18 protein-coding genes are annotated in these 21,554 nt (G+C 39.1%); 2 read left to right on the top strand and 16 right to left on the bottom strand.

Annotation, left to right across the window (positions count from 1 at the left end):
- Nucleotides 1–18 precede the first annotated feature (18 nt).
- From N4J56_RS26380 to N4J56_RS26305, 16 genes are all read right to left on the bottom strand, one after another.
- Entirely contained in the window at nt 19–657 is a 639-nt protein-coding gene (locus N4J56_RS26380) for an FAD-dependent oxidoreductase (RefSeq protein ID WP_317109139.1), read from the bottom strand.
- Between the two features lie 95 nt (nt 658–752).
- Nucleotides 753–1,709, bottom strand: coding sequence for a lysylphosphatidylglycerol synthase transmembrane domain-containing protein (locus tag N4J56_RS26375; RefSeq protein ID WP_317109138.1), 957 nt, complete (start codon nt 1,707–1,709; stop codon nt 753–755).
- A complete protein-coding gene (locus tag N4J56_RS26370; RefSeq protein ID WP_317109137.1) occupies nt 1,706–2,701 on the bottom strand; it encodes a glycosyltransferase family 2 protein in 996 nt (331 codons plus the stop codon). Before N4J56_RS26370 ends, N4J56_RS26375 begins: the two co-directional genes overlap by 4 nt.
- A gap of 174 nt (nt 2,702–2,875) precedes the next feature.
- Nucleotides 2,876–3,790: a dTDP-4-dehydrorhamnose reductase gene (gene rfbD, locus N4J56_RS26365; RefSeq protein WP_317109136.1), complete on the bottom strand. Its 915-nt coding sequence runs from the start codon at nt 3,788–3,790 to the stop codon at nt 2,876–2,878.
- Nucleotides 3,787–4,332, bottom strand: a complete 546-nt coding sequence (gene rfbC, locus N4J56_RS26360) for a dTDP-4-dehydrorhamnose 3,5-epimerase (protein ID WP_015156569.1) — start codon at nt 4,330–4,332, stop codon at nt 3,787–3,789. Before rfbC ends, rfbD begins: the two co-directional genes overlap by 4 nt.
- Before the next feature lie 4 nt (nt 4,333–4,336).
- Nucleotides 4,337–5,263: a glucose-1-phosphate thymidylyltransferase RfbA gene (gene rfbA, locus N4J56_RS26355; RefSeq protein ID WP_039713788.1), complete on the bottom strand. Its 927-nt coding sequence runs from the start codon at nt 5,261–5,263 to the stop codon at nt 4,337–4,339.
- Between the two features lie 42 nt (nt 5,264–5,305).
- Entirely contained in the window at nt 5,306–6,139 is an 834-nt protein-coding gene (locus N4J56_RS26350) for a class I SAM-dependent methyltransferase (protein ID WP_317109135.1), read from the bottom strand.
- Nucleotides 6,140–6,565: 426 nt separating this feature from the next.
- Nucleotides 6,566–6,805, bottom strand: a complete 240-nt coding sequence (locus tag N4J56_RS26345) for a hypothetical protein (RefSeq protein WP_317109134.1) — start codon at nt 6,803–6,805, stop codon at nt 6,566–6,568.
- 647 nt (nt 6,806–7,452) lie between these two features.
- Nucleotides 7,453–7,773 (bottom strand): MBOAT family O-acyltransferase, encoded by a 321-nt coding sequence (locus tag N4J56_RS26340; RefSeq protein ID WP_317109133.1) that lies wholly within the window; start codon nt 7,771–7,773, stop codon nt 7,453–7,455.
- Between the two features lie 1,043 nt (nt 7,774–8,816).
- Complete coding sequence (locus N4J56_RS26335) at nt 8,817–11,108, bottom strand: GH39 family glycosyl hydrolase (protein ID WP_317109132.1); 2,292 nt, start codon at nt 11,106–11,108, stop codon at nt 8,817–8,819.
- Between the two features lie 120 nt (nt 11,109–11,228).
- A complete protein-coding gene (locus tag N4J56_RS26330; RefSeq protein ID WP_317109131.1) occupies nt 11,229–13,544 on the bottom strand; it encodes a polysaccharide biosynthesis tyrosine autokinase in 2,316 nt (771 codons plus the stop codon).
- A gap of 664 nt (nt 13,545–14,208) precedes the next feature.
- The gene (locus N4J56_RS26325; protein ID WP_317109130.1) at nt 14,209–15,144 is read right to left on the bottom strand and encodes an NAD-dependent epimerase/dehydratase family protein; all 936 of its coding nucleotides are present in this window, start codon (nt 15,142–15,144) and stop codon (nt 14,209–14,211) included.
- A 65-nt stretch (nt 15,145–15,209) separates the two neighbouring features.
- Nucleotides 15,210–16,289 (bottom strand): GDP-mannose 4,6-dehydratase, encoded by a 1,080-nt coding sequence (gene gmd, locus N4J56_RS26320; RefSeq protein ID WP_317109129.1) that lies wholly within the window; start codon nt 16,287–16,289, stop codon nt 15,210–15,212.
- 55 nt (nt 16,290–16,344) lie between these two features.
- Nucleotides 16,345–17,304 carry a hypothetical protein gene (locus tag N4J56_RS26315; protein ID WP_317109128.1) on the bottom strand — a complete coding sequence of 320 codons (960 nt, stop codon included), beginning with the start codon at nt 17,302–17,304 and terminating at the stop codon, nt 16,345–16,347.
- 131 nt (nt 17,305–17,435) lie between these two features.
- Nucleotides 17,436–18,380: a glycosyltransferase family 2 protein gene (locus N4J56_RS26310; protein ID WP_317109127.1), complete on the bottom strand. Its 945-nt coding sequence runs from the start codon at nt 18,378–18,380 to the stop codon at nt 17,436–17,438.
- Nucleotides 18,368–19,498, bottom strand: coding sequence for a glycoside hydrolase family 99-like domain-containing protein (locus N4J56_RS26305; RefSeq protein WP_317109126.1), 1,131 nt, complete (start codon nt 19,496–19,498; stop codon nt 18,368–18,370). The genes N4J56_RS26310 and N4J56_RS26305 overlap by 13 nt, the downstream gene beginning before the upstream one ends.
- Nucleotides 19,499–20,429: 931 nt before the next feature.
- Between N4J56_RS26305 and N4J56_RS26300 the strand changes: the two genes are divergently transcribed.
- Together N4J56_RS26300 and N4J56_RS26295 are read left to right on the top strand one after the other, a co-directional pair.
- Complete coding sequence (locus N4J56_RS26300) at nt 20,430–20,729, top strand: DUF3102 domain-containing protein (RefSeq protein WP_317109125.1); 300 nt, start codon at nt 20,430–20,432, stop codon at nt 20,727–20,729.
- 379 nt (nt 20,730–21,108) lie between these two features.
- Nucleotides 21,109–21,291 (top strand): hypothetical protein, encoded by a 183-nt coding sequence (locus N4J56_RS26295; protein ID WP_317109124.1) that lies wholly within the window; start codon nt 21,109–21,111, stop codon nt 21,289–21,291.
- Nucleotides 21,292–21,554: the final 263 nt, after the last annotated feature.

The following is a 21,554-nucleotide window of genomic DNA, read 5'->3' as shown; positions in this document are numbered from 1 at the left end:
AGTATTTTTTGAAAATAATTACTTTTTTTTTCTAAGTTTAACCTCAAGCGCATCAACTAATCTTTGTAGACTTCCCTTCAAATATCCTAGTTTTTCTTTTCCTTTGGAGCGAGATTTCAACCTCTGTGTCATTCGTCCAATCATCCAAGCGAGTGGAATCTTAGCGGCGTATTCACCAAATTTAATTTCAAGCATTGGATACCAAATAGTATTGGTAACCCGTTTCCCTGCCCACTTATAAAACCACTCTAAAGCAGAAATATTTTCATATTTTTGCCACTTTCTTTGTTTAGATAGAAATAAACTAGTTAGCCCAAAGCGAATTTTATCTAATAAGCTTAATTTGGGAAATTGTAATAAATCTTTTGTTGTTGTGAAAGGATGAATATTTCCATAACGATACATGCCCATTTTTGTTTCAACAAATTGCACATCTTGAGAAAGATTTAGTTCTTTTAGTAGCCAGTTAATCTCTGCGTCGTGAGTAAAAAAATGATGATAAAAGCATTCGAGCTTTGTTCCTCCAATGTCAAAAGTTGATAATAGTCCTCCTAGCTTACTAGAAGCCTCTAATAAAGTTACTTTTTCACCACGTTTAGCTGCGATGTAGGCAGATGCTAAGCCAGTTGCACCACCTCCGATAATTAATAGATTCATTGCTTTGTTCAAATCTCTTTTTGTTATTTAGATATAGATTGAATTATTCGGACTTTGTAATTGCAGTCTAAAATTGCTTTACGTAAAAGCTAGGTTTACTCGATTTCGCTTTTCAGCTTTGTTAATGACGTAAAGCCAAAGTAAGGAATGTAGCTCAATCCCCAGATTGTTATAGGTAAATACTGACAGGCATGAATTACTACAATACAGGCTAAAGCTGTTTCTGATGGCACTTGCCAAACATTTAGAGCTAGTGTTCCAAAATATTGAAAAGCTCCTAAATATCCTGGAGCAGTTGGAGCTAGGATGCCTAAATTGACTAACCCCATTACAAATAAGGGAGCTGTTAGTGGCACTTCAAGTTCAAAAGCTTGAATAGCAATATGGAAAACGATGCCCTCCACTAACCAAATAGTAAGGCTCAATCCCAATATAGTTAAAGGAAGGAATGGAGTTCGCCACACTAATGTTAATCCTTTGGCAAACTGCTGTAGAAAACTTTGTAACTTTGTTGAAGGTAAAATATTAGTTTTTGTATCCCATAGAGAACGAGTCAAAGTTAAAAGCATGACTATTGTTAACGCTCCTCCAAAGATAGTGAGTCCTAAAACTCCTACTGATGAAACCCACGTAGGAATGCTACTATCTCTCGTTGCTAAATATAACAATCCTACTAGCACTAAACCATCAAAAATACGTTCGGTTAGGATACTGGCTAAAGCAAAAGAGCGACTAATTTGACAACTTTTACCGATCGCCTGCGCCCTAACAATTTCACCTAAACGAGCTGGTAAGATATTATTGGCTCCATATCCTAAAACTACTGCACCCAAAGAGTCACCCATAGAAACTCTATGAGGAAGTAAAAATTTCCAGCGCCACGCTCTGATGATGAATCCTAAACAATACACTCCTACCATCGTTATGAGAGTGGATAAAGAAACTTTATTGAAAGCCTCTATTACCGATACCCAATCCAATCTACGGAAAACAAAATAGAGAAAAATAAAACTAATTAACCACCCTAGCCAAACTAGTGAATTGCGTTTCAAATTCTAATATCTCCTGGGAGAAGTGTCGCAGTATTGTAAGCCTCTTTTTTAGTTTCAAAACCATCCTGTTCTTTAACAATATAGAGTGGACGTTGTTTCACCTCATCAAAAATTCGCCCTAGATACTCACCAAAAAGTCCCAGCGTTGTTAGTTGAGCGCCTCCAAGAAATAAAGTCGCTAAAATTAAAGATGTAAAGCCTGGTACATCTTGGGGAGAATAGCCGAAAATCCTAAATCCTAAAATTCGATGAAGGAAGAAGAATACAATACTTACTAAGGAAAAGAAACAAATGAATAGACCAAAAACGCCACTAACTTGTAAAGGTCGATAGGAGAAGTCGATCATGCCATCCAGAGCAAGACGCAAAAGTTTGTGAAACGTATATTTTACCTCTCCAGCAAAACGCTTATGTCGTTCGTATGGAATACCAATTTGCCGATAACCTATCCAAGAGCGCAGTCCTCGGACAAAACGATTGCGTTCGGGCATGACATTCAACCAATCCACGATGGTTCTATCCATAATGCAAAAATCTCCTGAATCTAAGGGGATCTTAATAGACGAACACCACGCTAGTATGCGGTAAAAAATGTAGTAAGCAGAGCGTTTGAAGATATTTTCTTTTCTTTTAGTTCTAACTCCGTAAACTACTTGATATCCTTGCCGCCACTTATCTAAAAAGCGGTAAAGTTCTTCAGGAGGATCTTGCAAGTCAGCATCCATGACAGCTATCACATCGCCAGTTGTATAACGAAGACCTGCACTGACAGCTGTTTGATGACCAAAGTTACGAGAAAAACTAATATACTTAAAACGTGAATCTTTTTGATAGAGTTTGCGTAAAAGAGAAAGAGTTCGATCGGTACTTCCATCATCTACGAGGATGGCTTCAAACGCAGAATTCCAAGTAGGAGAAGCACTAACGATACGCTCGTAGAGCTTCGGAATGTTCTCTTCTTCGTTGAAAAGTGGGATTACAATTGACAGCATTGGAAGAGTAGTTCTAAAGGTGAAGTATCGTGACGATCGCTCAGTTTGAGGTATTCTGTAGATCGAAAAGTGAAATCTCAAACTAGCATTCAGTCAGCATTTTAAGAGCTGAAGCGCGATGCCAAAACACCCTGATAGTTTTCAATAGCTCTCAACCAGAAAGGGCTGTAGCAGTTAACTTGCGATCGCTTCTGGAGTCAGTAACAACTGTAGGGTTCTTTGCCAGTTTGGTAATACGATCCCGAATGTATCAGATAATTTTTGATTGTTCAATACAGAATAAGTCGGTCGCTTTGCTGGTGTAGAATACTGCTCTGAGGCGATCGCGACTAACCTCTGTAACTTGAACGTGTTAAACTTTCGCTCTTGTTCGAGAATCGCTTTAGCAAAACCATACCAACTAACCTGTCCTGTAGCACTCAAGTGATATATCCCACTTTTATGAGCTAAGAAATCATATAGATTTTGTTTTGTGGCTTGAAATAAAATTTGTGCTGTAGCTTCAGCAATTAAGCGACTCCAGGTGGGAGATCCAACTTGGTCGTTAACGACTCGCAATTCCTCTCGTTCCTGAGCTAGCCGCAGGATTGTCAGCAGAAAATTGTTCCGATGTCGGCTATATACCCAACTAGTGCGAAGGATAGAATACGAGCCACCCACTGCTTCAATAGCCTGCTCGCCTATGAGTTTGGTTTTACCATAAACATTTTGAGGGTTGGGTAAATCCTGCTCGGTGTATGCTGTACTTTTTTTGCCATCAAACACGTAGTCTGTTGAATAGTGAATGACTGCTGCACCTAGTGATTTTGCTTCTTCTGCAATGATGCCAGGGGCAATTCCATTCACTGCCATTGCTGTATCCGAATCTAATTCAGCTTTGTCCACAGATGTATACGCAGCAGCGTTAACGATTAAGGTGGGTTTAACTTCGCGCAGCGTCCGACGAATAGTGTCTGGTTGAGCCAAATCCATTTGCAGCGCTCTTTGACTAATGCTGCGTCCTGTAGAGATGACTTTACCCAAAGGCATTAAGGTCTGCTGTAGTTCCCAACCTACTTGCCCAGTTATACCTGTCAATAGAATTTTCATGCAAATACCTCTGCTTCTCGTAGCAATTTCCCAGCTCGATCTTTGGCAGATAGAACTGGCTCATTTTCAAGAGGCCAAGCGATCGCCAGATCGGGATCGTTCCACAAAACACAGCGTTCGTGCTGTGGAGCATAATAATCTGTGGTTTTATATAAAAACTCTACATATTCAGTGAGTACCATAAACCCGTGAGCAAAGCCTTTAGGAACCCAAAGCTGCTGGTTGTTTTCTGCACTTAAGAAGGCTCCTACCCATTGACCGAAAGTCTTCGATTGCTTTCTTAAATCTACCGCAACATCAAATACGGCTCCTTGTACAACTCTTACAAGCTTGCCTTGAGGTTGCTGAATTTGATAGTGCAGACCACGCAGTACATTCTTGGTAGAGCGAGAATGATTGTCTTGTACAAAACGAGCTGAAATGCCGATTTTTTCCCAAAAAGCCTTTTCGTTATAGCTTTCGTAAAAGAAGCCTCGGTTATCTCCGAACACGTGCGGCTCAATTATGAGAACGTCAGGAATGGCAGTTTCTATAACTCTCATGGTTCTATCCTTTAAGCGCATAAAATGCCTGCTCTAGCTCGCTGAGTGTCGTCATAACATGAGATTCATCGTCTAGAAGCTCCATCAAATATCTTCCATAACTACTTTTGAGCATAGGTTTAGCAAGGTAGCGCAACTGAACTGAGTCAATATATCCTTGCCGATAGGCAATTTCTTCAATGCAAGCAATTTTTAGTCCTTGCCGTTCTTCTAAAGTTTGAATAAAGTTAGCTGCCTGATGCAACGATTCGTGTGTACCTGTATCTAACCAAGCATATCCTCGACCCAAAACCTCTACTCTTAGCTGACCTCGGTTGAGGTAAACCGAATTCACATCGGTAATTTCTAACTCATTACGAGCAGAAGGCTTAAGGCTCGTAGCGATTTTCACCACCTGTGAGTCATAAAAGTATATTCCAGGTACTGCATACTTGGACTTAGGAATGAGAGGTTTTTCTTCAATACTGACAGCACGTCCGCGAGGATCGAACTCAACTACACCGTATTGTCGCGGGTCTTTGACTGGATAACCAAATATTAATCCTCCTTTGCGAAGCATGGAAGCACGAGCCAATATTTCACTTAACCCATGTCCGTGAAAAATGTTATCACCCAGAATCAGACAAACTGGTTCGTTTTGAATAAAATCTCGACCTAAGATAAAAGCTTGCGCTAACCCTTCAGGTTTAGGCTGTTCGATATAACTAAACTTTAATCCCCACTGACTACCATCTTTCAATAGCTCTTGAAACAACGGTAAATCGTTAGGTGTGGAAATAATCAATATTTCTCTAATCCCCGCTAGCATTAGTATTGATAAGGGATAGTAAATCATTGGTTTGTCGTAAACAGACATTAACTGCTTACTAACAACACGAGTTAAAGGATAAAGTCGAGTTCCAGAGCCACCAGCTAAAATAATGCCTTTCATTTGATATACCTCAGTTGATTATGTAAAACGACTAGTTTTACGTTAAGTTCCGCTGGAATGCAGTTGATAATAACTAGGATCTACCGTGGCGACAGAGAGACTTTCATGATGAAAAACCTTTTTAGTAATAAAAACATAGCTATTAAAAATTCCTAGTTTTTGGTCGGAGTAATTAGAAAAATCCACTCTTGTCTCAAATCCGAGCGAGTGTAAGAAATGAAAAAGATCGATTCCAAAAGTTCTATAGGCTAAAATCTTGCCGCGAATTTTATCTCCGTGATATTCGGGAGGCAAAAGATATACGTCCTCATCCGTAGAAGTGTCAACGCGAACAAGAGTCGGTCTATCAAAATAACAAGGAACAGTAAATATATGATAACCTCCTGTTTTCAAAACTCGATTGACTTCAGAAAATCCTTTTTGATAATCTCTTACATGTTCAAATACATCTTCTGTGATGACAAGATCGAAAGTTTCATTATCAAAAGTTGATTTTTCTAAATTTTGGCAAAACACCCTTTCACGAATTTCCGTTCCTGTTTTGATATCAGGTGAAAAAATAGAGGATGTGTATGAGTCATAATTACGTAATACTTTATAAAAAGCATCATTCGTGTCAGTACTGTAAATTTTTAAGCTTTGTTTTTTCGGAATACAAGAAATAGAAGGGGTATTTTGAATAACTTCACTAAGAATGATTTTGGCAACGTGTCTTTTTCTGGACGAGCTACGACAAAACATGCAGTACATATTATTGCGTGCCATATCCACATCCAAGCAGACGAATAACGATATTTTTCCACATACATTACATCTCCCTAGCTTGTGAAAAGCAAAATTCTTTACTGCACTTTTAGCAACATTTAACGCTTGCACGATCGCATCTCCAAAAGTAGTTTTAACTCCCTTATACTAAATTTTTAAAACCTAAGTTTCAATGGAGAAAAACTCAGAAAAACTCAGTTACTTGTGATTTTCGTTCAGTAATTTATTAATCACTTTATCAAGTTGGAAAACATATTCTTTAGCATTTGACTGGACTAAATGAATTCCATCACTCGTTATCCATTTACCAGCAGTTAATTCTGGTAACCACTCAAAAGAGTTTTTCGGAAAAAGTGATTTTAGTAATTCTCTAATTTGCCTTTGCTTTGTAGTATTGTCAACAACTGGTTCGCCAGGTATATCAAATAAAATGACTCGAACAGCTTCTTTTGAATATCTGCAATTTGATTTTTGATAAATTCAGCTTCTCTTACAATCGACTGTTTTTGTTGAGTATCTAGTTCAATATTACGATCCTCAACCAACTGTTCTATCATTTTTACGAAAATCTGAATTAATGACTTGCTTTTCATCTTGGCGTTCAACTTCTTTCACATTTCTTTGTTTGTACTCATTTTCTAAATACTGCATCAAAACGCTAGTAGGACGATATTCTTGTCTAAACATCGGAAAATGAATTTTTATAAATGATGTTAAAGGATGAAATAAAGGATTGACTAACTTAGTATCTAATTTTCGACCAATAGTGTCATTCAATTCAACTAATAATAAACTCGGTTTTATGTTTTTCTTCTAACAATCTCTAAGCCAGTTTGGGTAGAACCCCAGACATACCTAAATTAGTTGCTCGATCGCTGAAATATTTAATAGGAAGATTATTTGCCAATGAACTTCCTACTAAAACAATAGGTGTTGAGTCTCGATCGTAAATATATTTCTCTGCTTTAATAATATTAGCTTGCCATTGATTGATTCCTTCACTAGAAGGTAAAAGACCATAAAATATAGAACCTTGATATAAAATAAGGCAAGCTATACAAACTAGTAACGGACGAATTACTAAACTTAAGTTAGAAATAAAAACATGCGATCGCCTCTAAAACTGAAAGTATATAAATGTATCGGTGCTACCAGCATCGAGAAGAGTCAGTGCCAGTAGTATTCCTAAGACTAAATCTATACTACTTTTAATGAAATATTTTTCAGTAGTTTACTACTAGAAAAATATTTATAAATCAGAAATAAAATGAGTGGGATATAATAACTGGCAAAGAAAATAGAATAGTGGGAACGATAAGATCGAGAGACAGTCTTTGATGAATATTTCTAGTTAAAGTGATAAAGAAATCTATTGCAGCATCAAAATTAACTAATTTAAAAAGATCCAACCAATTGAGACAAAGCTAAAGATAAGAAACCAACGAATTAAATCTAATAAGAATTGCTGCCAAAAGAGTTTGAACGATCTTGTATTTTTTTGATGTTTGATTGACACCTAGTAATCTTTCTACAGCTAATCCGCAGCCGTGGAAAATACCCCATACTGCATAGTTCCATGTTGCTCCATGCCACAGTCCGCCTAGTGTCATAACGACTATCAAGTTGATATAGGTTCTAATTTTACCTTTTCTATTCCCTCCCAAAGGAAAGTATAAATAGTCCCTTAGCCATGTTGATAATGAAATGTGCCAGCGTCTCCAAAATTCTGACAGCGAGAGATACATAAGGAAAATTAAAGTTTTGTGGTAGTCTATAACCTAGAACCGCAGCTAGACCTATGGCTATTAATGAGTAACCAGCAAAATCTGCAAATATTTGTATTGAATAGCCAACTAATAGAACTATATTTGTCATAGTTCCTAAGCTTTGATAGTAAGGAAAGCTAATCCAGTACGTGTAATCCTTTAAATTGTCAGCTATTACCATTTTAAATAATAGCCAATTATCAGCGATCGCAAAACATCGTACCAAGGTATATCCTTCAAAAATTTTGGTTGAATTTGAGCATAGAAGTTGTTTGCTCTTGAAATAGGTCCCGAAATTAAGCTTGGAAAGAAAGTAATAAACAATGACGTGCTAATAAGATGATGTCTGAAACTTATTTTTTGCTATAACTTCCTCTTAGAACGAAACTTTGTTCTCTAGTAAGATCGACTAGTAAACTAATAGATAGAAATGTGTAAAAAGACAGACCAATAGGTACTGGTAGATCGGATAATAAGGTGATAACGCTATCAGTCAAAATATTTGATGTATGAAAAGTAGTAGTAATAAAATTAGTTATAAGTATGCCATATTTAAAAAGCCTAAAATAAGCAAGTTTCCTACTATGCCTAAAGTCATCCAAAAGTGTTTTTACGTTTATTTAATGAGTTGATTATTTGAAAACTGGCAATCGCGTTAAGGCTAATTGATAGCGCTAGCAATCCAGTAAGCCATGAGGAGTTCCATCCGTAGAAAATAAAACTTCCAGCAATAATGATTATGGGCTGCTGTTTTTGAAAAAACGGCAAGTAATAAATAATAAAAGTCACTAAAAAGAAAATAGCAAATTCTAAGTTTGTAAATAACATGTTCAGTTATTTTTTGACTAAGGTTTGAATAGTTTAGTAACTAGTAATCAGATGTTGAAAAGCGTCAGTCGTGAAAAATTTTATCCACAGCTTAATGCTAACTAAGACTGATAATATTGATCTACTAGCGATCGCTAAATGATTCGTGCAAGCTTTCAGTAAGGCAATCGCCCGTTAATAGTTCATACTCAAACTTAGTTTTCTTGAATAGGTCTTAGAACAATACCTTCAAAAAAAGTGGTATAGAGTTTATCTGGAGTTGTCCGTCCTGCGGTCAACTCAAGGCGAAAAGTATGCTGACCTTGAGATAACTCTACAACACCAAGTTCTTGATAAAGTTCTGGACCACCCGTAGCTGCCATCTCCGCTGGTTTGACCAATTCATTCTTAGTTTGTGTCTGTCGATTGACACGCCAATAGCTTTTAAGTGGAGCTGTAACTTGTGTCTTCTGACCTCCATCAATACTCCATGCAAACGGTGAGGTCCAACGATACTTCTCAAGTAAGGAGTTCGTAGTTATGCCCATAAACAATAACTGATAACGTCCCTGCTGGGGAACATTAATCGGGATCTCGACTGCATATCCTTCTGGACTGGGTTCGCTGCTCGCAAATATTTGCAGAAAAGGTTGCCAAAAGTCACTTGCAGGTGGAGGATTGTGCTTTCCAGGTTGCGCCAACATCCATTCCTTTGTCCATTTACCTGTTTTGGCTAAAAATACGTACTGTAAAGGATCGGATTTCTCTCGCGGTAGGCTGTACTTGGCTATTTTAATTTTACTTGCATCTCGGATGAAAGTCGTTTGGTCGATTGGTAGAGTGACCTCACCATTCTTAAGCTTTAGGGGTTTGCTGCGACCCATGGCATCAATAAGCTGAGGAGTTTTACCTGGTAAAGGTGTTACTGCATAAGTGACACTTCCACCACTCAAACCAGCTTGTAAGACTTTCCATGTTGCGATCGCCTCATTGCCTTTTTGAAAGACGTAAATTTGCGCGGATGGGCGATCTATACTTTCCACTACTTGCGCGTTACCGATAATATGCGCCGCTACTGAGTAAGTAATTCCATCTGGGAGCGGCGTTAAGTCGCGATCTACAAGTGCAGCAAAGCTATCGTAATTCGTGCCAAATCGTTTGTGAAAGAAATGAAATTGCCGTGCATATCCTTCCTTCATCCCTCTAAGGCTAACTAAAGTTGGATCTTCCGTTCCCCAGATGGGACGTTCCGCTGGCACGCCGTGTTTTGAGAGTAAAGCTTTATAAGGGGCTAAGTCATTAGTGTGAAAAGAAAAGACATCGATCAGAGGGGCTACACCTTGCTTCAGCACTCGATCGAGAAAGGACACGCCATGACTAGTAAAGCCAGATGCAACAATCTGAGCTTTCGGATTACCAGACTTTACCGCTCTGGCAGTTTGCCGGATCAGTTCGGCAAATTCCTCTGGTGTTCCTAACCAAAAGTTATTAGCATCTGGTTCGTTCCAAATTTCCCAAAATTGAATTTCTTGCTTAAACTCCCGCGCAGTTTTCTCCACAAGTTGATTCCATAACTGATAGTCTCTCGGCTTTACACGCGCCCATACTGCTGCACCTTCGCCTGTTTCTTGGGTTTCCTGCGGACGAGAAGACAATTCGCGAGGCATTTCTGCAAACTCGCCCATAACGCTAATCCCTTCCCGATGCATAGCCTGAGCTATTCCTTTCCACTTGCTAAAACTGACTGAAACTTGCGAATCATTTTTGTTGGCACTAAGCAAGGGACACAAAGTATGCAGTTTCAGAAAATCAGCTTTTGCAACGATTTTTTGAAAAAAGTTGTCAGACTCTGTTTTATCTGTTGGCTGAAGTTGATTTGAAGAGGCAGAGATTTTTAAATCCCGCGCTTGAGCTGAGGTCGGCTTAACTTGTAGATTTTCATAAGACCAATGCCAAAAGTTGAGGCGACTCCAAGCAGCACCCAGTAGTCGGTGGCTGCGAGCTAAAGCGGCTGCTTTAGCAGGATCGTTTTCTCCATCATAAGGAATTGTAAACAAACCCCAGCGAGAGTCAGGATTAACTGGACTAGGATCGAACACCACCCCAACTTTGGTTTTAGCCTCAACTTTTGACTGCCCTGCGCGTGCTGAAACTGTCAAGTAATACAATCCACGACTAGGTAGTTGAAGATGCAACGGAATCCCTTTAAGTGGATCGACCTGAGATCGTAATGGAATCTTAGCATTGCTAGTCCAAGAACCGTTATGCTCCCGTATCTTATACTCTACAACGTCAGGCTTATTTCCTAAAACTTGAATCATTAAGTCAACTGGCTGAGACTCAATAAATAAGTTACCAGGTTGTTTTGAACTCACCTTAACTTGAAAAGCATCAGACGTACTAACAGCATCATTGAAAGTAGAAAGAACCACTGTTGCTGTACATGCGATCGCCAGAACAACATGGAAAAGGACGGATCTTTTGGCAGAAGGTTTAAGCAATCTCATCTGTCTATAGGTGAAACTAGATGGAACCTAAGTTGGAAAATCTCTTGGAATACGATGTATTCTCCCAAGTCATCTGAGAATCTAGCAGCCTGTGTGTTCTTACTGTCTCACGACTGAATTCTAGAAAATTCCTTTCCCGGCTAAATTGGGATTAGTTGTAAAACCTCGCTCTAAGTAATTCTGAGTACTTCCGTCATAAGCAATGTATCTACTGTTGCACTCCTTAGACTCATTAATTATGGCTCCAATAACGTTCAGCTTGCTCAAGGCTTCCAAAGATTGATTTAGGTCAAATCGAGTCACGCGATTAAGGCGTTCGACCACTACAGTACCACTACAGAGTGATGCAACAATGCTGGCATCCGCCAATCCCAATACAGGAGGAGCATCTACGAGTACCAAATCGTAAGATTGTTCAAAAGACTCGATTAGATGCTTCATACGTTGAGAGCTTAATAGCTTCACTATATCTGTTGGTGTTGGTCCTGCCGTCAAAACATCCAGTGAAGGTTGCACAGATTGAATGCAATCTCGCTCCCGTACATCTGCTTCCTCAGTCAATAGTGTAGATAACCCTCGATCGTTAGATAGATTCAGTAGTTTGTGAATATTGGAGCGTCGTAGATCCGCATCAATTAGGAGAACTCGCCGTTGTAAACGGGCTACACTCAGTGCCATACCCGCAGCCAGCGTTGACTTACCCTCACCAGTCAGTGCTGAAGTTAGTAGCAAAGACTTGAAGGATAGGGGCGAGCCTAAGATTTGAATGTTTTGATATATCAGATCCATCGACTCGCGGAAAGGAAACCAGTTTAATGCTTGTATTCGTTGAGAGGTTAAACTTTGCTGTTTGAAGAAAGGTAGAGCGATCGACGGCTTCTTAAGCTCAAAGTTGGGTAATTTTGGTGTAATACCTAATACAGGTAGGGAACTCAGTTTCTGTAGTTCGTCGCAAGAGTGAATAGTATCATCGAGTGCTTCAAGAAGAAAGGCAGCTCCAATACCTAAAACTAAACCAAATACTGCTCCTGATACCAAAAGCATTATTCTGCCAGTTCCCATGTATACGCCAGGTTCGGGATCTCGGATAATTTGCCAGTTAAATCCGCCCTGCGCAATTTTAATCCCCAAATTTTGTTGCGTCTGGAGAAGTTGCTCCAGGGTTTTTCGATTGATCGCAATTTCTGGCATGAGACGGTTGTACTCTGCTAATAGTTGTGGGTATTTAAGCAGAGTAGAGCGCAGTTGCTGTTCCGATTTAGCAAGGCTTTGGTCGCGGGCACTCAATCCAAACCAAACTACCTGTGCATCAACCAAGGCATCAACCAGCTTCCGGTCAGAATCGCCAAGCTGTAGTTGTTTGGGTAGAGATTTTTCTGTGGCACTTAATTGGGCAGGTAATCGATCCGCAGATCGCCCTGCTTCTGTACGTAATAAACCAATTAGATTTTGACGCTGCTTGAGTAAATCTTGAACTTTGGGGTAATCGTCTCTGTATTGCACCCGCAGCTTTTCTAAAGTGACATCTAGTGCTTGAATTTCATCTAGCAATGACTGATAACGAGGAGATTGGCTGAGACGAGAAGCAATGAGTGCTTGCTGTGGCGATCGACTTATTTGCTGCTGTAGCTTATTGTAGCGAGCTTGTTGATCCTGAAACTCGGCACGAATTGTTCGTCGCTCGCTCTCGACAGCCGCAAGTGCATCCAACAAATTTTTTGCCTGTACTTCTGGGTCGAGTAGTTTATTTTGCTTGCGGAAATTTTCTAGGTTCGCCTCAGCCTGTGACACATCTTTTCGGATTTTGGGCAATTGCTCGTTAACAAAAGCAAGTCCATTGGTTAGGCGTAATTTTTGCTGTTCTAAATTATAAATTTGATAGACATTTTGTAGTGCTTGAAGAACCTTTTGACTCTTAATCGGGTCTCCTGCTACAAAAGTCACTTCAAAAACTTGACTGAGTGTTTGCAAAGTTTTTGTTCCGCTTTCTACTTGAGTTACTTTTAGCGGTGACTGTTTAACTTTTGCTGGTTTGCCGTTGATCTCTTCTACTGTAATATCAGGGTACTCAGGACGAAGTAGTTCCACAGCTCTCTCGACGAGCTTTGGACTTGTCATCACGCTAAGTTGCGCCGTGTAATCAACTTTAAGATTTGAGTCAGTAAAATCACTCTCCTCTACTCCTCCTTGTGCATTACTGTTTTGTCCCTGGTAAAGATTAGAGCTGACTAGCAACTGCATAGAACTCTGATATGTCGGCTTTGCCCTCAGTGCCAGAAAGCTTGAGGCGGACAGAGGAATGCAGAAAAGACTTAAGATCAAAAGGCGGCGACGCAGTAAAACTGTAAATAGTTGCCGAAGATCGGTTGCATTGGCTCTATTCTCTACTCTATGCTCTACGGACAGTCGCTCGTTATCTAGACTAGTATCAGCCATCACTAATTCCTTCAGTGTTAAATGTTTTAACAGATGCTTTCAAGTACGTGGTTGGAGTGAGGTGCAGAGAGAATGAATTATCGTTAAGTCGAAAGCAGTGCGAAAAAGAAGATTTTGTCTCGCTGCGCCGATAAGATTGGTTTGCTGACATTAAAATGATAGTTGCAAGAATTGGCGATCGCAATAGCGTATTTCGGAAGCTAAAAATAATAAAAATAGCGATCGTACAACCTCATTGTTTCTGTTAAAAACCAAACTATCTTATCTAAAGGTAGCTAAAATGTACTCGGAGTGTCTTCTTGAAAACCTCATCCTGTACTAGAAGTCAGCCAGTCAGATATTCATGACTCAAACAATTATGACTTACCTGAATGTTACTATCCTTTTTAACTTACTTTAAATAATAGCAAACAATAGCAAAAGAAAAAAGTTAATTTGTAAAAATAAATGTATTTTTAATCGAGCTTGACTGGATTAGTGTATTAGTAGGTCTATTGTCGAAATTTCATCATTAGCATTAACTTATTTGGACATCAATCTATCTAATTGTTTTGTTCTCTCAAACAAATAATATATTCATGTCTGCCTCGGTTTAGAGACATATATCCTCTAGATACATTAATTTTTTTATATCACTCATTACGCATCATAGTCGCTATATCAGTTATACCCCTACTAATTCCGCACGACACCAGCTTGCAAAAGAGCTAATGCCCTGTTCCAAACTCACAGTTGGATCGAATCCTAAAGCACTTAATTTCGTTGTATCTGCTTTCCAATAAAGCGGTACACCTGTGGGTACAACTCCATCAAATGCTGGATTACAGTCGTAGCATAGTGTATCTAGAACTAAACTTACTAACTCTGCAATAGTCACCTCACGACCGCTACCAATATTATAAACTTCACCCTGCATAGAGCTAGTAGTTGCAATAACAAATAAAGCCGCAGCGATATCAATAGCATGAATAAAATCACGGCTTTCTCGACCCGTTCCTTGTAATGTTGGCGACCTTTGCGTAATGATTTTTTGAAAAATATCCCAGACTACCTGTCGTCGTAAACCAGGACCGTAAGCTGAAAAAATTCTAGCGCTAGCAGTTGGTAAACCATAAACATTAGTAAACTCTAAACACAATTGTTCGCACTGCCATTTATGAAATCCGTATGGTGAAACTGGCAGAGGAGAATGAGATTCACTCACAGGAAGTGACTGCGGATTTCCATAAACTGCTGCACTCGATAAAAAGATAAACCGACAATCTGGAGCATGAAGACGCAAAGTATTAAGTAGCTCAAATGTCACTCCTGTATTAGCGTAGAAGTCTTTAGCTGGATCTGTAACAGATAAATTAACGGAGGCGCTACCAGCACAATGAATGCAAACTTGAGGAGAGTGTTTTTGTAACAAATCGCCTAATGCCATATCTGGTAGATGAATTTGGTAATAGGCTGATAAGTTGAGTAGGGAAGCATGTTTAACAGAAGAAGTATCGATACCGATAACAGTCCAACCTTGCCTTAAAAAGTAACGGGAGACGTATCGACCAATGAAGCCGGCAGCGCCTGTTACTAAAACCGCTCTCGATTGAGTAACCATTGGTTGATAACAACCTCAATTAGATAAAAAAAATAATGACTTCGACAGGTCATTTTATGACTACTTTAATTATGGGAAGACATCATTTCATGCCGAATCGTGGCAATGTCCTCGATCGCATACGTATCACTACAGTTAGGTGAAGTTTGACCTATAGCTCTCAAGTCGGCTTCTACCATTAAGGCGACGAGTTGCTCAAATGTTACTGAAGGTTTCCAGCCCAACTGTTGTTGCGCCTTAGTAGCATCTCCGATCAACAAGTCTACTTCCGCTGGTCTGAGGTAGCGATCGTCAAATTCCACGTAACGCTGCCAATCCAGATTGACATAACTAAAAGCGAGAGCGAGGAACTCCTTCACCGAGTGGGTTTCACCGGTTGCAATGACGTAATCATCTGCGTGTGGATGCTGTAACATCATCCACATGGCTCTGACGTAATCCTTGGCATAGCCCCAATCTCTTTTAGCATCTAGATTGCCCAAGTAGAGAACTTTTTGCTTGCCAGCGACAATCCGAGCGATCGCGCGTGTAATCTTGCGAGTGACGAAAGTTTCTCCTCGTCGCGGACTTTCGTGGTTAAACAGTATGCCGTTACAAGCAAATAGCCCATATGATTCGCGATAGTTGATTGTTTGCCAGTGGGCGTAAACTTTAGCGCAGGCATAAGGACTACGTGGATAAAATGGTGTGGTTTCCTTTTGCGGCACTTCCTGCACAAAACCAAACATTTCTGAAGATCCTGCCTGGTAGAACCGTACCTGAATTCCAGTTCTGTGCTGGTAGTCGCGAATCGCTTCCAACAAGCGTAGCGTTCCCATTCCCACCGAATCTACAGTATATTCTGGCGAGTCAAAACTCACGCGCACATGGGATTGAGAGCCTAAATTATAAATTTCTATTGGTTGAACTTCTTCTAAAATGCGACGTAATGTAGTGCCATCAGTTAAATCTCCATAGTGCAAAAATAACTGCGCTCCCTTTTGGTGCGGATCTTCGTAGATATGATCGATTCGGTCAGTATTAAATGTAGAGGTTCTACGAATAATACCATGCACTTCATAGCCCTGCTCTAGCAAAAACTCACTGAGGTAAGAGCCATCTTGTCCTGTGATGCCGGTAATTAATGCGCGCTTTTGTTGTTGCATCCTCAGTACCTTTTGTAACTTTAATCTAAATCTGTCAGTTATTACGTTAGTCGAGTTAATTTCTAGCAACTGAAACAGTAGAAAGTAACTGCTCCCTGAGCTGAGCCTCATCATAAGGTTGTTTTCTAGCTCTGCACTGTCTAACCATACGTCTCAAAGCCTTTTCTGCCTGTTTGAGCTGTTGTGTAGTATGTTCTTCTGGACGAGATTTGTCAGATAATTTAGCAAATTCATCTGCCCACGGGGTGAAAACTAGCCATGATACAAACCATGATATCGGTAGTACTTCTTCTATTGCTAGCGAAGTGCTATCTTCACTCATGTGCGTTGCTAATACGCACAACATTGCAACCTTGAGGAGTAGGTCGTTAGAGCGAGGTTGTGATAAAAAATCTAAAACTTCTGAACAAATAGCTAAGTGGAGTTCGATATTAAGTTTACTAACACGCCTAGCAACTTTTAAAAAATGATTTTTTTGCTCTTTTGCATCAGGAGAAGGATTTAGTAAAGTGGCTCTGTCAAGGACGCTCGGAGATTGCTCTACAAGCAGTCTGGCAGTTTTGAGAATCTGTTGTTTATTTTTCTTAACGTACTGCTTAAAGAGTTTTAGCCTTGGCGACAAATTTTTGGGAAAGCCCTCTTTTTGTAAAAGATTCTTATACATATTAAACGAAGGACTATAAGCACCAAAGACTTCCCAAAACCACATATTTAAGAGCTTTTCTCGTTGACCCCTGGCGATCGAAGCACGATGCTCGATCTCTGTTTTATCGTAACGACTGACGCGCAAATGGCATAATTGAGCTGTTGCTGGATCGATCGCTTTTCTATGAACAAATGCAGCACTTATGTTAACGATTTTTCCATTCTGGAGTTGTCGTTGATAAGTATTCCGTAGGATAACAGGTTCCTGACATTCTGGGCAATGAAGACCTAATAATAAAAAATCGTCATAACTACATTCTTCTGCTGCCACTAATTGACCGCCATATCGGATTGAGCTTGCAAGTTTCATAAAGATTATCCTTTCTTTTTTTAGGTCGGTAAGTTATTCTTCTTTCTTTCAGTACTAACAAACTGACGTAGGATAAAAGGTTTAGGCTACAAGCGAAAAAAAATCAAGAATTATGCTGAATACTCAAAAAACTAAACGGGTAATAAAAGATTCTTAAGAATTTTTTTAGTAAGTCTAAACTTGAGTTTTGAGTCTACCGTACTAGCAACTTTATAGATCTTGTATTGGCGTTTCCAAGAGATTTTCTCATTCTTGGAAAACATAATTTTCAACCATCGATGAATTCTCGTTTCGCAGACTTGCTCGACAACCTCTTTCGGGCAGTTTATATTAGCTAAAATATAACGTACAATATGATAGCTTTCCTCTGCGAATACTCCATTTCTACTAGCCTCATATCTTACTGTTTCTGAATGAGCGCGGTAATAGTTAAGCGGTTCTGCTATGAAAGCAATATCAGAAACAAGAAGCATTTTTACCCACAGTAACCAGTCTCCACAGAGCCGCAAAGATTCATCTGCATATCCTACTTTTTCGTAGATACTACGCCTAATCAAAACCGCACTAGCGTTATGAATTATGTTTTCAAAAATTAGGTATTTACTACATTCATCTATTCCATTATTTACAAAATCCTTCTCCCATCGTTCCTTGTCGGGGAAATAGAGTAAATCTTTACTATTAAATATAGAGCGATCGCGCTCATCAATAAACCATGACAAGCAATAGGCTAACCCAACTGTAGGATTATTATCTAGCTTGTCAACCAGCTCTGCAAGCAGTCGTTTATCTGCGTAATCGTCTGACTCGGCAATCCAAACATACTCTCCCTGTGCTAAACGAATTCCTTTATTCCATTGTTTAAATGGAGAGCCACTATTCGTTTGATTGTAAATTGCTCGAATCCTAGAGTTGTTAGCAAATTTTGCAAATACCTCATTACTATTATCTGTAGAAGCATCATCTAAATAAATAATTTCAAAATCTTGATAAGTTTGATCTAAGACACTTTGGATGCGTTGTTCGAGAAACTGAGCATGATTATAATTTGGAATAATAACGCTTACTTTAGGCATGTTTCTCTTGATAAGGAGGTTGTAAAGTCAGTTTTCCTATCTCTCAGCGCCATTCGAGTAGCTTCTAAATAAGCATGTCCCCATTTCTGACAAGGTTCAAGGTGATTGCCCTCAGCCCACTCATTCCAAGCATTGATAAAAACAATTTTCTCGGTAGAGTAGTTACTAGCTAAAGTTCTGCCAACAATAGTTCTTAACCAAGACTCGTAAACTTGAGGTGTAGAATTTTGGAGAATTATGGCACCAGCTTGACGGCGTGCAGTATTGTCCCACGACGGCGTTACACAGGGAAATCGCTGATAGCTTGGATTTGGCTTCGCAAGCATATGTTTAACAACAGTAGAGTACTCATATATGTTGTGAGTTCCATAAGCTTGATGGGCTAGTCCTAACTTTCTAGCTAGATGCCAAAGCCTACCTTTTTGCAGAGGCAAACCTAGTTGAGTCCAGTCTGGTTGAAACTCCACGGATGCATCAAAGCCAATCAATCCTGGATCGTCTTGTTCGCTAGCAAAACTTTCGACTCTACAGAGGAAAATTTCTCCAACACCAAGTCTTTTTGCCTCCTCACGCCAAACTTTTACGGTTTGCTTCGGATTTGGTAGTTTCGTAGCTCGATACACTAAAAATAAAGGCTTATTATCAACTTTGATATATCGACGATCTGAGAATGCCTTAGCAAGCCACTGCATGTGTAGTCTATCGTCTTCCTCGCTGTAAACTTGCTTGAGAAGAAGATTCTGCTCTTTACCATCCCATCTTCTCGTCCAATTTTCGTTCGCCCAACAAAGGCAAAAAGGAAAATCTGGTTTTCCAGAATTTAGAACATCATTGAAAGGGCGTTCTAATAAGCGCTTGCCATTGAACCAGTAGTGATAATAACAAAAGCCATAAATTCCATACTCTTTAGCTAAGTCTGCTTGAGCCTGACGAGTTTCGGATAGACGCAAGTCATAAAAGCCCAAATCGGCAGGCAAATGAGGCTGATAATGCTCTGAGAATAAAGGTTTAGCTTTAGTGACGTTAGTCCACTCAGTAAATCCCTTACCCCACCATTCATCATTTTCTGGGATAGGGTGATACTGAGGAAGGTAAAAAGCAATTAGGCGAGCTTGCATATCACAGCTTAGAATAATAGATTTTGTTAAATCAATACTATTTGTTCAAATTATCAGAACGATTAGTTTGAGCTAAACCAGTAAGTGAGCTATTTTGGATGAATTCAACAGAGTACGGTCAAAATTTAGTTTGAAAAACTCGATTGATAACATTTTTTATTACGCTAGCGTTCTAGATTTTATGAGCTAGACGCGCTGATTCCATTACTATCGCAAATCCGATTGAATTCAGAATTTTACAATAAATCGTAAATCTTCTACGGATGCGCAATTTATTTGAAATTGCCGAGCATCATGAATAACATATAGCATTCGCTATGTTTGCCTTGTTCATTGGCAAAAGAATAAAGAGTGCTGATTGAGTAAACACATTCTATTATTTCCCTCTCTATAGAGGTTGTCGATACAGGAAAGTTCAGGAACGGTTCCTGTAGTTCATAAAATCTTATTGTCTGTAGCAGAAAGAACAATTATCTATAAGTTTAGAGAGAGCGTTCCCTATGAACTAAGAAGTTTAAGTATAACTAGTTTTCTAATTCATAATTATTGGCTTCTAGATTCCGTAGTAATCGCACCTTCTGGCAAATTCAATATTCTTTTTGATTTTTATGTACCTTCGCGCTCCCTCAAAAAAAGATACGTACTTGGACAAAAACTGTAGTTCTCTGTTTGAGCCAATATTAGCAACTTAACGATTGCAACAACAATGTAATAAATAGTTTTATTCTATGAACTTACTATTTACTTGATAATACTATTATCCGACTACTATAAGATACCTGAACTTTCCCCACTGGACAGTAGTTAATAGACTCCGCATATTTAAAATTAGTAGTTTGTTTATACGAAGAGCTATTTCTTAAATAAAATCCATACTTCAATGCAATATCAATAGCTCTGGCATTTTTAATTCTGAGAGAAGGAGAATACTATGGCTTCAACTCAGCTATCTTCTGAATTACAAGAACTATCATCTACTACTGAGATAGTTACTTTTAACTATGCTGAACTAGACAGTGAAACGCGAGCCGCTATTCAGCAAAATACCACTGAGATCAAAAGTTTAATGCGTCGTACCTCTCAAGATATCATTCATATCGGACAGAAGTTGAGAGCAGTTAAGCAACAGCTAGAACACGGACATTTCCGAAAGTGGCTAAAAGCTGAATTTGATTGGAGTGTCTCTGCTTCAACCAAATTCATCCAAGTCAGGAACAGTTTAAATGTGTAAATTTTACCCATTTAAATATTGCTAATTCTGCCCTCTATCTTCTGGCTGCTCCTTCTACACCTGAAGTAGCTCGTCAAGAGGCTCTCCGTCGCGCTAGTTCAGGAGAGACAATTACTTACTCCAAAGCTAAGGTAATTACTCAGAAATATAAAAAGTCGTTCAACCTGAAACCGAAACAGTTACAATCGATATTGATGCTAAAACTTTAGGACAAGATTCATCTTTAAAAGCAGTAAGTTATCCACAACAGCCTACTTCTGTTTCTATTGTACCTACATCTGATTTACTAACAAATGAGCAAGAACTACAGCCTGAAGAACATGCTTCAGAATCGCTCGTGTATGGTCAATCGCTGTTTCAAAACTCAAACGAAAATCATTTGAGTTACACCGTAGCTAATGCTAACTTCTCTACAATCTCATTATTAGCTAATAATAATACTGACGTGCTTTGTCAAATTTTTATTAATCATATAGAGCGCCTGACTGACGCTCAAATTCTGTCTGTCTGGTATGCGATCGCCGAGCGCGTCCCTTCAGAGCTTCGGATGTTAAACAATTAGCCTGATATTGAATTAAACCACTCGGTATAAAATGTCAGGTAGTAGCTATTTCTACGAGCTACTGCATATTTGGTTTGAAAAATGCATTTTGTTTTCATTGTTTACAATGTTTTTAAAATTAGCTCTTTGAATTTAGACTCAAACAAAATAAATCCAATAAGTTATTAACCTATATTACTTCTAAACAAAGCGTGAAGTTAACAATATCCTTTCCAGTCCTTCGCGATGGTTAGTTATTAGTAAACTAAACTAATATTTATAGT

Source organism: Chroococcidiopsis sp. SAG 2025 (assembly GCF_032860985.1).
GTDB lineage: Bacteria > Cyanobacteriota > Cyanobacteriia > Cyanobacteriales > Chroococcidiopsidaceae > Chroococcidiopsis.
The sequence above is the reverse complement of the archived record's forward strand: the minus strand, read 5'-3'. Positions and strand labels throughout refer to the sequence as shown.